The sequence below is a fragment of the uncultured Slackia sp. genome, assembly GCF_959608125.1.
In the GTDB taxonomy this organism is placed as follows: Bacteria; Actinomycetota; Coriobacteriia; order Coriobacteriales; family Eggerthellaceae; genus Slackia.
This window is the reverse complement of the sequence record NZ_CAUHPG010000023.1, coordinates 1-15,531: the sequence shown is the minus strand read 5'-3', so window position 1 is coordinate 15,531 and position 15,531 is coordinate 1. Positions and strand designations below refer to the sequence as shown.

The 15,531-nt window shown below is 61.6% G+C and carries 16 protein-coding genes and 1 tRNA gene; 3 read left to right on the top strand and 14 right to left on the bottom strand.

Features of this window, described 5'->3' with window-relative positions:
• Nucleotides 1-26 precede the first annotated feature (26 nt).
• The 12 genes from rsgA to serS all read right to left on the bottom strand — a co-directional run bounded on the left by rsgA (nucleotide 27) and on the right by serS (nucleotide 11,243).
• Nucleotides 27-995, bottom strand: coding sequence for a ribosome small subunit-dependent GTPase A (gene rsgA, locus Q6E04_RS07545; protein WP_303250169.1), 969 nt, complete (start codon nucleotides 993-995; stop codon nucleotides 27-29).
• Nucleotides 995-1,726 (bottom strand): hypothetical protein, encoded by a 732-nt coding sequence (locus Q6E04_RS07540; RefSeq protein ID WP_303250168.1) that lies wholly within the window; start codon nucleotides 1,724-1,726, stop codon nucleotides 995-997. The genes rsgA and Q6E04_RS07540 overlap by 1 nt, the downstream gene beginning before the upstream one ends.
• Nucleotides 1,716-3,239, bottom strand: a complete 1,524-nt coding sequence (locus tag Q6E04_RS07535) for a TrkH family potassium uptake protein (RefSeq protein WP_303250167.1) — start codon at nucleotides 3,237-3,239, stop codon at nucleotides 1,716-1,718. The genes Q6E04_RS07540 and Q6E04_RS07535 overlap by 11 nt, the downstream gene beginning before the upstream one ends.
• A gap of 6 nt (nucleotides 3,240-3,245) precedes the next feature.
• Nucleotides 3,246-3,389, bottom strand: a complete 144-nt coding sequence (locus tag Q6E04_RS07530; protein ID WP_161957057.1) for a hypothetical protein — start codon at nucleotides 3,387-3,389, stop codon at nucleotides 3,246-3,248.
• Nucleotides 3,390-3,428: 39 nt separating this feature from the next.
• Entirely contained in the window at nucleotides 3,429-4,286 is an 858-nt protein-coding gene (locus Q6E04_RS07525) for an exodeoxyribonuclease III (RefSeq protein WP_303250166.1), read from the bottom strand.
• Nucleotides 4,287-4,473: 187 nt separating this feature from the next.
• The gene (locus Q6E04_RS07520; RefSeq protein WP_303250165.1) at nucleotides 4,474-5,343 is read right to left on the bottom strand and encodes a TVP38/TMEM64 family protein; all 870 of its coding nucleotides are present in this window, start codon (nucleotides 5,341-5,343) and stop codon (nucleotides 4,474-4,476) included.
• A 35-nt stretch (nucleotides 5,344-5,378) separates the two neighbouring features.
• Nucleotides 5,379-6,512 carry a hypothetical protein gene (locus Q6E04_RS07515; protein WP_303250164.1) on the bottom strand — a complete coding sequence of 378 codons (1,134 nt, stop codon included), beginning with the start codon at nucleotides 6,510-6,512 and terminating at the stop codon, nucleotides 5,379-5,381.
• A 70-nt stretch (nucleotides 6,513-6,582) separates the two neighbouring features.
• On the bottom strand, nucleotides 6,583-7,257 hold the full coding sequence (locus Q6E04_RS07510; RefSeq protein WP_303250163.1) for a YtxH domain-containing protein: 675 nt from the start codon (nucleotides 7,255-7,257) through the stop codon (nucleotides 6,583-6,585).
• Between the two features lie 168 nt (nucleotides 7,258-7,425).
• A complete protein-coding gene (locus Q6E04_RS07505) occupies nucleotides 7,426-7,866 on the bottom strand; it encodes a hypothetical protein (RefSeq protein ID WP_303250162.1) in 441 nt (146 codons plus the stop codon).
• On the bottom strand, nucleotides 7,853-8,932 hold the full coding sequence (locus tag Q6E04_RS07500; protein ID WP_303250161.1) for a hypothetical protein: 1,080 nt from the start codon (nucleotides 8,930-8,932) through the stop codon (nucleotides 7,853-7,855). The genes Q6E04_RS07505 and Q6E04_RS07500 overlap by 14 nt, the downstream gene beginning before the upstream one ends.
• 35 nt (nucleotides 8,933-8,967) lie before the next feature.
• Nucleotides 8,968-9,684: a hypothetical protein gene (locus Q6E04_RS07495; protein WP_303250160.1), complete on the bottom strand. Its 717-nt coding sequence runs from the start codon at nucleotides 9,682-9,684 to the stop codon at nucleotides 8,968-8,970.
• A 266-nt stretch (nucleotides 9,685-9,950) separates the two neighbouring features.
• Nucleotides 9,951-11,243, bottom strand: coding sequence for a serine--tRNA ligase (serS, locus tag Q6E04_RS07490; RefSeq protein WP_303250159.1), 1,293 nt, complete (start codon nucleotides 11,241-11,243; stop codon nucleotides 9,951-9,953).
• Nucleotides 11,244-11,594: 351 nt separating this feature from the next.
• Here serS and Q6E04_RS07485 point away from each other — a divergent pair, with 351 nt between their 5' ends.
• Nucleotides 11,595-11,786, top strand: a complete 192-nt coding sequence (locus Q6E04_RS07485; protein WP_123198566.1) for a DUF6724 family protein — start codon at nucleotides 11,595-11,597, stop codon at nucleotides 11,784-11,786.
• Between the two features lie 87 nt (nucleotides 11,787-11,873).
• On the opposite strand, the gene Q6E04_RS07480 is transcribed toward Q6E04_RS07485, so the two are convergent.
• Nucleotides 11,874-12,758 carry a PfkB family carbohydrate kinase gene (locus Q6E04_RS07480; protein WP_303250158.1) on the bottom strand — a complete coding sequence of 295 codons (885 nt, stop codon included), beginning with the start codon at nucleotides 12,756-12,758 and terminating at the stop codon, nucleotides 11,874-11,876.
• Nucleotides 12,759-13,064: 306 nt separating this feature from the next.
• Here Q6E04_RS07480 and Q6E04_RS07475 point away from each other — a divergent pair.
• Nucleotides 13,065-13,151: transfer RNA gene (locus Q6E04_RS07475), tRNA-Leu, on the top strand.
• 280 nt (nucleotides 13,152-13,431) lie between these two features.
• On the top strand, nucleotides 13,432-14,754 hold the full coding sequence (locus Q6E04_RS07470; RefSeq protein ID WP_303250157.1) for a homoserine dehydrogenase: 1,323 nt from the start codon (nucleotides 13,432-13,434) through the stop codon (nucleotides 14,752-14,754).
• Nucleotides 14,755-14,823: 69 nt separating this feature from the next.
• On the opposite strand, the gene Q6E04_RS07465 is transcribed toward Q6E04_RS07470, so the two are convergent.
• Nucleotides 14,824-15,288: a DUF1653 domain-containing protein gene (locus Q6E04_RS07465; protein ID WP_303250156.1), complete on the bottom strand. Its 465-nt coding sequence runs from the start codon at nucleotides 15,286-15,288 to the stop codon at nucleotides 14,824-14,826.
• Nucleotides 15,289-15,531: the final 243 nt, after the last annotated feature.

The window sequence follows — 15,531 nt, the reverse complement described above, 5'->3', positions numbered from 1 at the left end:
ATATTACCATAGGGTAACTTTTCGTGCTAGCCTTTCCATCGGCGCGGATGGCCCGTACGCGATTTGATGCGCTTGGCCTCCTCGACACGTTTCTTCGCCGTCTGCACCTCGTCGCGCAGGCGAATATAGCTCTCGAAGCGTTCGCGCGGCAGGCTCCCCTCCTCCACGGCACCGCGAACCGCGCATCCCGGTTCGGCGCCATGGCGGCAATCCGAGAAACGGCAGCATCGTGCAAGCTCTTCGATATCGGAAAACGCGACGTCGATGCCCGCATCGGAATCCCACAGGGCAAGGCCGCGGATGCCCGGCATATCGATCACGCGCCCTGCTCCGGGAATGCGCACGATTTCACGCGACACGGTAGTATGACGGCCTTTGCCGTCGCCTTCCCGCACGGCGCCCGTCGCCTGGACCTCGTCGCCCACCAGCAAGTTCACAAGGCTCGACTTTCCCACGCCGCTCTTGCCCAGCAGAATGGCGATTTCGTCCGGAGCGATGCAGGCACGCACCGCCTCGACGCTTGCCGGGTCTTCCGAAGAGACGATCAGGACGCGCGTGCCTTGCGCGACGCGCTCGACCAGGACGCGCACCTGCTCGAGGGCTTCGGCGCTTTCGGCCTGGTCGGCCTTCGTCAGAAGCACAAGCACTTCGGCGCCGCTTTCGTGAGCCAAAACCAGCTCGCGCTCAAGCCTGCGTACATTGAGATTCGCGCAAGGCTCGGCCACGAACACCTTGTCGAAATTAGCGGCCAGAACCTGTTGCTCCATACGCTCGGTAGGATCTTTGCGCACGAAGGCGTTACGGCGCGGAAGCACTTCTTCGATGATGCCTTTGTCGTGCCCCTCAGGAACCGATATCTCCACCGAGTCGCCGCATGCCGCACGCACGTCGGCGCCCTTCACCAACGCAGTGGCGTGCTCGCACCGATACCGTGCGCCATCTTGCGTTTCGACCAGAGGATAGCCTCGGTCGAGCTTCACAACGATTCCCCGCATTAACGAGACCTTTCACGTACATACCAAAACATCAGCATAAGAAACGCGCCCGCCGTCAGGGCCACGAAGGCCGGAAAGAACGCATGGATGTCGAACTCATCGGGATGTTCGAATCCCTGATCCTCCACGACGACCGACGTCGCATGGATGTCGCTTTCGCCCTCGTGCTCGCTGCATGCCAGATTGAATACGCCCTGGACGCGCAGCCACGAGCCCGTTTTGCCATACGCGCCGTACGTGTCGATTCCGGCGGCGTCCTCCCGACGCATGACCACCGACACCGACGAGTTGGACGCGACGTCGGCAAGCGTCACCCACACCAGGTCGGACGACCCATCCGCCATGCGAATGGCCTCTCCCACCGCTTCGCCGCGCACCTGGACCGTCTGTCCGTTGTAATACGAATCGGCACCGGCGAGGTCGGCGATGGCCGCATCGTAAAGAAACGACGTATCCGAAACTTGACCGTCATTGACCTCGTTTCCTGCGGCATCAAGCGGCGTCGGCGCCTCCTCGGGCTCGACCGCATCCAGCTGCCCTTCGGGGTCTGCCGGACCCGCATGTTCGGCATCCGGCGCCTTGCCTTCCGGAGCTTCGGCCCCAGCGGAGACCACCGACCCCTGAGACGAACCGTCGCCCTCCGCGGCCGAAGCCGCGGGCGCGCAAAGCGTCACACCGAGCACAAAGGCCGCCGCCCAAACGCAAGCGCGTCTACGAATCCTAGCGGACACGGCGATTCCTCCTTCGCGGCTTGAACGATGCGACGATCGACACCAGCAGGGCGATCAGCGTGACGTACTCGAGACGCCCCGCCCACATGTCGAAGATATAAAGCAGTTTGAGCATGTCGGGCATCCCGGGTTGGATGATGCCGCTCGACATACCGATGTTAGACACCATGGAGACCGACTCGAACAGCGACGTGGCGGCGTCGTAGCCGTATGCCACCGTGGCGATCGTCGTGACCAGGAACATGATGCCGTAAAGCATGAACACCGCAAGGTTCGCACGAACCAGATCGGTACTGAGCGGACGGCGTCCCACATGGTAATAAGTGACCACCTGGCGAGCCGACGCGGGCGCAAGGAGGTCCTTGATGTACGCGACCAATTCTTTAGCGAGAATACCGACGCGCATCACCTTGATGCCGCCCGTGGTAGAACCCGCCGATCCGCCGATGGCCATGCAGAACACGATGATGAGCAGCGCGCCGCTCGAAACCACCGTGGTCATCTGGTTCACGCTGATGGTCTGGAATCCCGTCGATGAAAACGCCGCCACCACGGTGAACACGCCGCGGCGCAACAACGTGGGCAGCTCGTCGTAAAGATTCGCCGTGCACAGGGCCGCCACGAACGCCGCCACCACGATCGAAAGCCAGATAGCCAGCGTACGGATCTCGATGTCTTTGAAAAAGTGGTCGATGCGGCCCTTCCATACCTCGCTATGCAGCGTGAAGTTGATCGAACCCAGCAGAATGAGGACCATGACCACGAGCTCTATCAATCCGCTGTGATAGTACAGGATGCCGGGGCTCATCGATGCCATGCCGCCCGTGTTGAACGACGCCACCGACAGCCACAGACCGTTGAAAAACGCGCGCAAGGGCTCCATGCCGATGAAAAAGCACAGCAGCGAAAGCACCACAGTGCCGATGATGATGAAAGCCGCCGAAAAACGCACGATGAAGCGGGCGGTCTGCATGATGTTGGGAATCACGTGCTCGCTTCGGCCTTCGGACGAATACAACGAGGAATCGACCGCGCGGCCGAACAGGCCCAATGAAAGAGCGATAACGACGACGCCTTGGCCTCCGATGCATTGCATGGTGAAACGCCACATGTTGTCCGCAATCGCCATGTGGTTGATGTCCTGCGCAACCGACGCCCCTGTCGTAGTCCATGCGCTCATGCATTCGAACACCGCATCGAGATACGATCCGAAATGGCCGGAAAGCGCCATGGGAACGGATCCGAGCAGCGTGAGCACGAGCCACGCGAATCCGGTCACCGCCAAGGCATGCTTCGGCGACAACTTGCCCGGCTGCACCAGGCACATGCGCAAAAGCGACCCCACGATAAGCGCGATGCCGACCCCCAGCAGGTAACGCGACGCCGCCGACCATTCGCCGACAAGGCACGCGACGACGAAGGGGACGCACTGGGCGACCGCCAGAAACAGCACGAGAACGCCGAGGTAGTGGGCGATGACGCGAAAATCATACAGGGTGAATTTCTGCCACATGTCCCGCTACCCTATCAAGGCCTTCACGACGATGACGACGATACCCAGCCATATGACGAACAGCACGATGGCGGCTATGACGATGCACACCGCAGTGAGCGGCGCCTTAAGCGCTTGACACCATTCTCTCTTGACGATGTTCGTCTGCACGACGGGCCTTTCTAAAACGTATTGCAGTCAATCCGCAGATTATACGTCAAGCTCGACCGACACGGGACAATGGTCGCTTCCCATGACATCCGCGTGGATGGAGGCGCCGCTCACCGCGTCGCGAAGGCCTTCGCTCACCAGGAAATAGTCGATACGCCACCCTGCATTGTTCTTGCGCGCGTTGAAGCGATAGCTCCACCAGGAATAAGCACCGGCGAGGTCGGGGTTGAGCATGCGGAAGGTATCCACGAAACCTGCTTCCAGCAGGTTCGTGAACTTCTCGCGCTCTTCGTCGGAAAAGCCCGCATTCCCGCGATTGGGACCGGGGTTCTTCAGGTCGATTTCGTTGTGGGCGACGTTGAAATCACCGCACATCACAACAGGTTTGGGATCGGCCTTTTCTTGGCCTGACGTGCGCGACAGCTCCGCGGTGCACACATGGCCTTCGCCCATGGCCGGCTCCTGCATAGGCACGCCGGCAGGAACCGTTCCCGCCTCGAGGCCCTTGCAGAAATTTCGGAAAGCGTCGTCCCATGCCATACGGTGGTCGATACGGGCCAGCTCGTTCTGGGCGTTCGGCGTGTACACGTCGACGAACCAGAACGTCGGAAACTCGAGCGCGACGATACGGCCCTCGTCATCGAGCTTGGGCACGCCCAGGCCATGCAGCGCACGAAGCGGCTGTTCGCGGCAAAACACCGCGGTGCCAGAATAACCCTTGCGCTCGGCGTAGCTCCAGAACTGATGATATCCGGGAAGGTCGAGGTCTATCTGGCCTTCCTGCAGCTTCGTCTCCTGCAGCGCCACGATATCGGCATCGAGGCCTGCGATCGACTCCTCGAAACCCTTCTTCACCACGGCACGCAGGCCGTTCACATTCCACGAAACGAAACGCATGCGCGCCTCCTCCTCTTCTTCGGTCGAATCGCATTATCGCGCATCGCTCGCGGGACGAACGGTGTTGCGAAGCGCGGAAGGCGAAACCCACGAGAAAGGCACGCCGTAAACCCCGACGTGCCTTCGAAAGCATATGAAACCGCACGCTGCGGCCTTTGCGAACCCGGCGAAACGACCGCTTCGCCTCCTATTCGGCGGAACCCTCCTTCTTCGTCGCACGCTTCATGCCCGCAAGGCCGTGCAAGATCTTCTCGTGCATCACCAGAGCCACGATGGCGATCGCGGCCGCGATCGCGAACAGGATGATGCTCTGGGTGTAGTCGCCCTGGATCAGGCCCGCCGCGCCGAACGTCGAAATAAGGATGCCGGGGATGCGGCCCACGTTGGCCAGGAACAAGAAATCCCGCATGCGCATGTGCGTAAGCGGCACCAGGTAGGTGAACACGTCCTTGGGCAGGCCGGGAATCAGGAACAGCACGAACACCATGACGTCGAGCTTTTCGCTCTGTTCGAATTTCTCCAGCTTGGCCATCCATTTTTCAGGAATCATCGCATGCACGAACGGAGCGCCCAGCTTGTGCACCACCACGAAAATGAACGCGCTCGACACGATGCAGCCCACGAGCACGATCAACGCGCCGCCCCACGGGCCGTACATCATGCCCGCTGCCAGCTGGACCACTTCGCCTGGGATGAAGGCAACCACGATCTGGAGGAACTGGAAGCCCAGCAGCATGAAAACGCCGCCCACGCCGGCATTCTGCACGTCTTCGACCACGCGTTCCAAACCGCCCGGCTCGGTCAGCTCGGCAATCATAGGGGCGATAGCCACGCAGGCAATCGCCATCAAAACGAAAAACGCCGCCAGGCCCGCCAGCTTGAATAGGTCGGCCTTAGTGAGGCGCGAAAACGCAGGCTTCGTCGAAACGGGGACCTCGAAACGCTCCTCGAATTCATCCCTGCGTTCCTCGCGACGCTCCGAAAACTCGTCACGGTATTCTTCGAGCCGTTCTATTCCAGAACGAATTTTTCCCGTTGCGCCAGTGTCATTCACCACGAAACCCACCGATCGATTCGAATTGCAGAACACGCCTACTCATCGTCATAGCGCGCCTTGTCGTACTCCTCTTTGAAAGCCGCGAACATGCCGGAAACCGACGACTTCTTCGCAGGCTCGGCCTTCTTCTTGACGGTAGCCGCCGCTTCGCGCTCGCCGTCATCGGCTTCGTCGACGGAAGATTCCCGCATAAAATCGCCCTCGTCGGCATGGCGCGCCCTGTCGTACTCTTCTTTGAACGACGCGAACATGCCCGATACGCCCGATTTGCCGTCATCGGCCGCAGAAGCCGCGCTCTCGACGGCTTCATCGCGGTCGATCGCCTCGACGGCATCGTCTCCCTGCTCGAGCGCTGCTACGGAATCGCCGTGTCTCGCCTTGTCGTACTCTTCCTTAAACGACGAGAACATACCCTTGCTGGCGGCAACCTGCTTGCCGACGGCATAGGCGCCTTCGTTGATGGCCTCGCCTGCGACATGCGTGACTTCTTGCACCTTCGGCTTGGCCTTCTCGGCCGCTTCATGAACGCGCTCTTTGGCACGGGCCGTGAACTCGCCCGCCGACTCGGCCCAACCGCCTTCGGGAGAAAGCTCCCATACCTCGTCGGAAACCAAGATGGCGCCCTTGAATTCGACGGCCTGTCCCGCTTCGCGCGTGTCTTCCTTCACCGCGAGCGTCGCGCCCATGCCGCGCTTGAAGCCCTTGATCAGATCGGCGGGAACCTCGAGCGTGCCGAGCAAGTATTTGGCTGTGACGCCGTTAGATGCCTCGACGCTTTCGATTTCGCCCGTCTTGAGCGAGAAGGAGATGTTTCCGACATAGCCGACCGCCGTTCCGTCGGCCGTCATCAGAGGCATGCCTTCCCAGATAACGCAGGAATCCCAGTCGATGCCCATGCGTCGGCAGGCCGCAGGACCGGTCATGTCGCCGTCCTCTTTCACTACGATGCGGCCGTCGGACAGGTCGAAACCGTCCAACGCGACGAACAGATCCTTGCGATGGAACATCCACAGCAGGTCGGGGCGCTTCACCATGAACCCGACGCAACGCTTCTCCGCCGGGTGAAAAACGCACGACTTCACCCTGCCGATACGCTTCGTGCGCCGCTTGCCGCCGAACACGCGCATCTTGTGCATGTCGTTGCTGGTGACCATTTTCTTTCGCGCCATGAAAACCCCTCGTCACAAGGAGGGCCGGCTGAGCCGGCCCTCGATTTTATCCGTGCGCGCCGATGCGCTTTTATTCGGCCTTGCTTTCCGCCTGAACGGGAGCGGCCTTCTCCTCGACGGCCTCGACGGCCGGCTTCTCGACGACGGGCTCGGCCGCGACGTCGGCGACCCGTTCGACAACGGGAGCCTTGGCGTCGGAACCCGCGATGGCGGCGGCCGCGGCCGTCACCTTCTGCTGAGCGGCATCGACGACTTCATTGACCTTCTGAGCCGCCACCGGAACCTTTTCGGCCACGACCGCATGCGCAGCCTCGGCGTTCTTGGCGACCTGCGCGGCGATGCGTTCCCTGGCCGCGTCGATCTTCGCGCGCAGCTCGTCGTTCTTCTCGGAGAATGCCGGCTTCACGGTTTCGGCAGTGCCCTGAACGCGCTGGGCGGTTTCCTGCACGCGCTGGGCTGCGCCGTCATACGCCTGCTTCCCCATTGCCGTGACGTCGGTGTAGACCGTTTGGCCGGCAGCGACGGCCTGGTCGTAGGCACGATGACCGGAAGCAACGGCTTCGCTGTAGAATTCCTGGCTGCGCTCGGCCGCCTGGCCTCCGAGCGTCTGCGCCTGACCGAATGCGGCCGACGCCTTGTCGGCGACGAGAGCCCTGGTCTCGACGCCCTTGCGCGGAGCGCACAGCAGCGCGACGCCCGCACCGACCAAACCGCCCACGATGAATGCACCGAATTTATTAGCCATTGCAGCCTCCCATCTCGCGCCGAAGACGCCTGATTCAGGCATCGAGCGCAGCCTTTCTTTGTCGGCCATTATAAAAGATTCCGTCGTCTGCGGAGCTTTCGTTGACGTTACGTTTCCGCATCGGCAGCATACCGTCGAACTCGCGCACGACCGCGCCGCACTCCATCGTCATGCGTCGCGCAAAGCCTCGTTCAGCCACTCCTGAGCAGCCTTGAATGCCTGCAATGCCACCAAATCGTCCGAATAGCTCACCTCGACGCGCGCACGCAGGCGACGGCGATCGGTCCACAAGGTCTTGCCCACATACGATGCGCTTTCGCGACCGTCTAGACGCACCTGTTCCTCTATCACCATGTGCTCGAGCAGATGCGGAAGCGACGTGTCGTCTGCGACCGCCGAAAACGTAGGCCCTTTGTCGTTGACGCACGAATGGCGCAGCAGGTGGGGAAAACGCCCCAAGGCCTCGACGACGAGCGACGGCGTGGTATACGCGCAACGCTCGCTGCCCACGCGAATCTCGGCGATCACGCGGTCGGGGCGGATCGTCATATGCTCGATGGAAATCGCCCTATCGGACAAATCGCGCGGCGGTCGGCTATGCTGTTCCATCGGAGGCCCCGCCTTCCGTCGACGCGACATCGGGCGATTCGCCTTCGGCCTGTTCCTGGCCGTCGACCGCAGACTCGGCAGGCCCGCGATGAGGCTCGGCGGCCTCGTCGTCGGACACCTTGACCAGTGCGACCACGCCGTCTTTTCCGCCTTCGCCCTCTTCGATCACCAGACCCTTGCGGTCGGATGAGAATCGATACGCCCCCGTGCCGCTCAAGTCATCGAACGAGAACGAAATCGTCTTTTCCCAGGTATCCAGCTCGTAGGCGTACTCGAGCGCATCCGGCATCTTGATGGATGAGCCATCGATGACCACGGTCATCGAGCCGTCTGCAACCTGCCATTCGCCGCGCATATCGGCGGCGTCGTCGTAGCGCAGATAGGCATTCCAGAACAACAGCCCGCTCACGACCGCGGCGATAAGGAAAATCGAAGCGGCGACAGCCCATGCGACCTTGCGCTTCCTGCCGCGCACGATCGCCTTCTCCCGCTCGGTCGCCTTACGCGAAGTGCTGCGGCGGCTTTCGGGAAAGCCCGGAGCCGCATCCGTGACCAAAGCAGGCGGCAGCCCCGCAGGGGGCTGCGTAGAGACATTTTCGACCTGGGATCGGTCCGCGCCTCGGCGAAACGCCTTCGCCTCCGCATGCCTGCGCGGCCCCTTCTTCGCAGAAGGAGCATCGTCTCCGAAATCGCCCAAGTCGAAAAAATCGGCAGGCTCTTCGCGACGCGGAACATCGACGGATCGCACGGGCGCGGAAGGCGGCGCGTCATCGGCGGCCTTGTCGCTCATGTCGTCGACGAAAGATTCATCCTTGCCCTTGCGCATCGAAGACATGCGACCCAACAGCTTAGACCCGATTCGCGTCGACGAGGCCTTCTTCTCGCACCCGGCATCGGAAGAGGAGGGCGCCGACGCGAGCAACGCTTCGTTTCGCGAGAGGGGCGACGCAAGATCGCCCGTCGTCGCCGCATCCCCTGCGGCGACGACGGCTTCTTCCTGGTCCGAAAACCGCCCCTGGGCGCGCTTCCTGCCCTTCACCGAAGGACGTTTATCCGATGACGCCATATTCACTCCGCCCGTTAATCCGCATATCCAGACCGCTAACGTCCGCACCATGCGCCGCCGAGCAGCGACGCCACGTCATCGGACGAAAAACTCCATCCGTCTTCGCCGCGATCGACGACGATGAGGGACGATTTAGAACGCGCCTTCACGCTATCGAAGGCGCCGAGCAAGGCCTCCTTCACATACGCCTTGTACGATTCGGCGTCGTCGTAATTCAGGGCCGCGCCCGCAAGTTTCGCGGCGAATACGTCCGCCTGCTCGGAGAAGCTCTTCGAAGAGACCCCCACTTCGACCCAGGCCTTGTCTCCGTATACGTCGACGGCCTCGACTTCGAATGAGAGATCCGACTTCAGCTTTGCAGTCAGCTCTTCGGCGGAAATTCCCAAATCGGAAAAACGATACGACGAGTCGGGATCGATGCCTGCATCGTAGTCGGCCATGAAACGCTCCACGTAAGCGCTCAACGCACCGTCTTCGTCGGCGGCGACGGCGGCGAGCTGCGCGAAAAGGGCCTCCTCCGCTTCGGACGCCTCGGCCGAAGACGATGCGTTCGTCGACGCGGCCGCAGGCCTCGAATCGATGGCGCGATCGTCGGCAGGCTTCGATTCCTCGCTCAAACCGACGGCTAGCGCGCCGATCGCGACGGCGAGGGCCGTCGCGCAAGCCGTCGCGGCGACGAGCGCCCCGCGATGGCGAGGGCGCCGCCCGGCGGTCGCGCCGTCGCCATCCGAAGCAAAACGCTTACGCGCCATGCGCGATGGAGGCAAAGCTCCCCCGCGATCGAGCGAAGGCGCGTCGCCCTGGGCGGCCGCGTCGGCCCGATCGCATTCGTCGCGCGCGGCCACCTGCTCATGTGGCGGAGGGGGCGCTGGAAGCGACCCGCCTTTCCGATCTTCCTCTTTCACGCCGCACCTCCCTTGCCGCAAAGCGCCGACCAGGACGCCCCCGATAAAGCGATGGACGCCCGAAGCGCCCATCGCATGAATACTTCCTCGGTTTCGCCCTATCGGCGAAAGCCCTACGCCTCAGGCGTGATGTATTCCAGACCCCCCATGTAGGGAACAAGGACGGCGGGAACCTTGATGGTGCCGTCGACCTGCTGGTAGTTCTCGAGAATAGCCGCCATGGTGCGACCCGCCGGCAGGCCGGAGCCGTTCAGCGTGTGGACGTAGCGGGAGCCTTTGAAATTGGCGGGGTCGCGATACTTGATGTTCGCGCGACGCGCCTGGAAATCTCCGCAGTTCGAGCAGCTGGAAATTTCCTTGTAATCGTTGTAGCTGGGCAGCCAGACCTCGATGTCATAGGTCTGACGGGCAGAAAAGCCCAGGTCGCCCGTGCACAGGCTAATGACGCGGTACGGAAGCTCGAGCTGCTGGAGCAGGTACTCCGCCTCGGCCGTCATGCTCTCGAGCTCCTCATCGGAAGTCTCGGGCGTGGCGAACTTGACCATTTCGACCTTATCGAACTGGTGCTGGCGAATGATGCCGCGCGTATCGCGGCCTGCGGAACCGGCCTCTTCGCGGAAGCACGGCGTGAATGCGGTGTATCGCTTCGGCAGGTCGGCGGCATCGAGGACCTCGTCGGCGTGCAAGTTGGTCAACGTGACCTCGGCCGTAGGAATGAGGAATTGGTCTTCGCCCACATGATAGGCGTCGTCTTCGAACTTGGGCAGCTGGCCAGTGCCGAACATGGTCTGGCGCTTCACCACCACGGGCGGCCACCATTCCTTGAAGCCGCGGCTCACGTGAGTATCGATGAAGTAGTTGATCAGGGCGCGCTCGAGGCGTGCGCCTGCGCCGCCCAGCACGGTGAAGCGGCTGCCGGAAAGCTTATTGCCGCGGTCGAAGTCGAGGATGTCGAGGTCGGTACCCAGATCCCAGTGCGCCTTGGCCTCGAAGCCTTCGGCGGCGAAATCGCGCGGCGTGCCCCAGCGGCGACGCTCGGGGTTCTCGGTCTCGTCCTTGCCGACAGGCGTCGCATCGCAAGGAATGTTCGGGCTGCCGACCAGGATGTCGTTCATTTCGGCGTCAATGGCCTCGCGCTCGGCGCTGGCGGCCTCGAGCTTCTCGTTGATCGCACGCACTTCTTCCTTCGCAGCCTCGGCGGCTTCTTTCTCGCCCTTGCCCATCAGCGCGCCGATTTCCTTGGAGGCCTTGTTGCGGCGGGCCTGGAGAGCCTCCTCTTCGGCGATGGCCGCACGACGCCTTTCATCCAGCTCTGAGAATTTCGCAGCATCCCACGGGAAGTTGCGATTCGCCATCGCCTGGGCGACGGCTTCTTGATTCTCGCGAACGTAGCGGATGTCCAGCATGTCTTTGCTCCTTATCAAGCCGATCGGTTACGGCGCGCACGACCGCGCCGCCGCATGCCGCGCACACGGAAGCCCGCCGGAAAAGCGCGCCCCGCCGCCTGCGTCCCCGCAGGCCGCGACTCATTGCGAATATCGAACCAGTATACCCCGGCGCCCGGGCGGCACGCACGATCCTCTTCCCTATTCATCGCGACAACAAAGTGAAAACCCTCGTCGAAACGACGCTCTTTATGTCAGGTTGTTTGCGGCGCCGTGCTTTTCGTCTAAAATCATGCCGACAGAACACGCGGCGCAACGCCGCCCTCCCGCATGCGGCGCACGAAGCCGGCGCCGCCCTACGAAAGAGAAGCCATGGATTTCGGATCGCTGTACCATTTCTTCTTCGAGACCTTCGCCGGTATCGGACTGCTGATCGGCGGCGGACTCGTCATCTCCGTCATCGCCTGCCTGATCATGGAATGGAAAACGCGTCGCACCTTCAAAGACCGCGGCCCCGCCGACGATGAAGACGACGATTTCACGTTCTTCGACGACGAAGATTAGGCGGTTCGCCCGCGGAACCGACCCTTCGAAACAGCAAGGCCGTGCCCCATGAGGGGCACGGCCTTTTTCATGCGCGCGGGTTCGGGCTTACGCCAAAAGCGCCGCCACGCGACCCAGCAGGGGCTCGAAGCTGACGCCGCGATCGCGGAAGTCGGGCTGCTGGGCAGACACGAGCATGGCATCATGCGTCAGGTCGCCCGCGAAACGAACCGCTTCGGCCATCGTACGGCCCGCCATGACGGCGGCCAGCAGCGCGCTGCAGTACAGATCGCCCGTGCCGTGCAGCATATAGGGCACGAATTCGTTCGCTGCTTCGAACATGTCGAAATCGCGACCCGCCACGAAGTTGCGAATCACGCCGTCGCCGCGCTGGATGCCCTTGAGCACGACGTTTTTTGCGCCTTTCGCCAGCAAGGCATCGACGATACGAGCCGCTTCAGCGTCCGATATATCGACGCCGCCCCAGTCGTCGCCGATAGGCTCGCCCAAGATAATCGCCGCCTCGGTCAAGTTAGGCGTCAGGATATCCGCATCGGCGGCCAATGCGGCCATGGCGTCGCACAACTCGGGCGTGTAGGTGGGATACACCTTGCCGTGGTCGGCCATCACCGGATCGACCACGCGCAGAGCCTCGGGGTAGGTTTCGTAAATGCCGCGAATGATATCGACCTGCTCGGGCGCGCCGAGGAATCCGGAATACACCGCGTCTATTTCGACCCCGATTCCCTTCCAGGCATTCAGATAGTCGGGGAGCACCTCGGTGGTGTCATGCATGTACCAACCCGGAAATGCCGTATGGCTCGAAAACAATCCCGTAGGAACGGGGCATACGTCGCAGCCCGCAGCGGAAAGCACGGGGATAGCAACGCCCAGAGAGCACTTGCCGTAGCCGCAGAGGTCGTGCACAGCCGCCACACGGGGGATGTACGCACCCTCGCGCTTGTAAAGCTTGATTTCGGTCGCCTGACCCATAGGGTTCTCCTCTCGATGGAATAACCATTCCGTTTCGCCTTGGTTCCGCGTCGTCGTCGTCGGCGACGCGGCGCGCATAACGCGTCTGTTGCCGGCCATCATACACCGCTGCGCGAAAGCGGCAATAGGAAACGAGCCTCGTTTCCGCCAGGAAAGGAGGCAAGGAAGTCGGCTGCGGGACTGACCAGGCATTTCAACATACTTGCCGAAATTTGAAAAAAATTCGAAAATCCTCTTGCACATACCCGTCAAGTCCTGTAATATTTCCAATCGCTTTCGACAGAAGAAAGCAGGCTGCAAAGCCACGCGGGTGTGGCGGAATTGGCAGACGCGTACGGTTCAGGTCCGTATGGGGGCAACCCCATGAAGGTTCAAGTCCTTTCACCCGCACCATCGAATTCGAATAGGCCGCATGTGAAACGCATGCGGCCTATTTTATTTCGCTGTCTTTTCGGGCGCCTTGCACTAACCGCCTCCTCCAGCTCGACCAGCCTCTCTCCTGCAGCAGCCGAATGAAACACCGCAATGAGGCGACCGCTGACGCGACCGCTTCGCCGACTGCGCGCTTATCGAGCATCAGGCTCCTCGCCGCTGCTCATTTCCATTACAATGCCCCCAATAATATGCGCGGGTCGAACCCGCGTTTTCAATGCATGTCGAAGGAGTAAAGCGTATGCAGAGCGTGAACCTCGGCCTCATCGGCCTCGGCACCGTCGGCGGCGGCGTCGCCCGTCTCATCCTGAAACACCACGACAAATACCTCGAGCACTACGGAATCGACCTGGTCATCAAACGCGCATGCAGCCGCGACCAGGAGGAAGCCGAGCGCATCGGCCTGGCCGAGGGCGTCTTCACCCCCGACTGGCGCGACGTCGTGAACGACCCCGATATCCATATCGTCATCGAGCTCATCGGCGGCGAGCATCCCGCAACCGAGATTTTCGAGGAATCCTTCAAGAACGGCAAGCATGTCGTATCCGCCAACAAGGCCCTCCTGGGCCGCCATGTCGAGCATCTCGCGTCCCTTGCGGCCGAAAAAGGCGTGCAGATCCGCTGTGAAGCCGCAGCAGCAGGCGGCATCCCTGTCGTCCACGCACTCGAGCACGACCTGGTCGGCAACGATATCCTTACCATCGCGGGCATCATGAACGGCACCACGAACTATATCCTCTCCCGTATGCAGCACGAAGGCCTCTCTTTCGACGAGGTCCTGTCCGCCGCGCAGGCCGCAGGCTATGCCGAAGCCGACCCCACCGCCGATGTCGACGGCTTCGATGCCGCCTCCAAGATCGCCATCCTCTCGTCGATCGGCTTTCAGACGCGCGTCACCACCGACGACGTATTCATGCAGGGCATCCGCAATGTCTCCGCCACCGATATCGAGATGGCGCGCGAGTTCGGCTACACAATCAAGCTTCTGGCGATCGCGCGCAAGACCGACGAAGGAATCGACGTGCGCGTTCATCCCACGATGATTCCGAACAACCACCAGCTCGCCAGCGTCGACGGCGCCATGAATGCCGTATTCGTCGTAGGAGATGCCGTGGGCGAAACCATGTTCTACGGCGCGGGCGCCGGTTCCTTCCCTACCGCGAGCGCAGTCGTAGGCGACATCATGGCCCTTGCCGACCCCATTGCCAAGGGCGGCGCGCCCCTGCCCGAGCAGGAGCCGTTCGGCCGCAATATGCCCATCCGTCCCATCGAAGACCTCAAAACGCGTTACTACGTACGCCTGACCGTCGAAGACAGGCTCGGCACCCTTGCCGCATGTACCAACGCCTTCGCCGACTGCGGAATCTCCATTTCGCACATCAGTCAGACCGAAAGCGAAGACGGCGAGACCTGCACGCTCATCTACGTCACGCATGAAGCGCTCGAAAAGGACATCCGCAAAGCCGAGGCGGCACTCGAGGCGCTCGACGGCATTCGCGAGGTTTCCTCCATCATACGCGTCGAAAACATCGATGCTTGGACCGAAGGCGTTTTCGCGAACTAGGCGCGCCTTTTGTATCCACCGCCGTAAACGAAGAAAGGGACGGCTCGCATCGCTGCGAGCCGTCCCTTTTTACATGCAGGCGCGATCGATTAGCACATCGGCGACCTCGAACGCCTCAATACGCCTTCGAGCTAACGTTATCTGCGATTTATAGCGCGAAGGCTCGTCCTTCGCCTCGAGCGTCTCGACGGTCTTACGAAGCTTATGGAGCAGCGAGCCGATTTGGCGCTTCGCCTCCGCAAGCTCGCAGTCGTCGAAAAGACGATCGGAACCGCATCCGTCATCAGATGCTGATTCGCATGCTCCGATGCGTTCGAAACGGTATTCCTGCTGTACGTCGGGGTATTTGACCCGGTCCACTTTCTCGCGGAACATCTCCGCAGGGCGTACCCACAGGCCGTACGATCCGTAGAGCGCCCGATACACCACAAGCTCTTCTTCGGTTTCGGAATGGCGGGCCGTACCGATCACTTCGTAATGATTGCCTTTGAAATGACGGTAGAGCCCTGGTTCGATCGATCGCTGCTCTCCCATGTCGAAAACTCCTCCTCTATCCTTTAAAAACGCTCCACGCGCCTCACGATGCGACTACGGCGTCTTCTATATGCCACGAACCACCCCTCCGAGCACGAAAACGGAAGCCATATCGCATTCAAACAAAGTCTCTGAACGCAAAACACCCGGACGGTTGAACCGACCGGGCGCATTATACCTATATATGCAAAAGGAGGGGGTCCCGAAGGACCCCCTCCCTGGCGCGAAGCGCCCCGCGCGAGC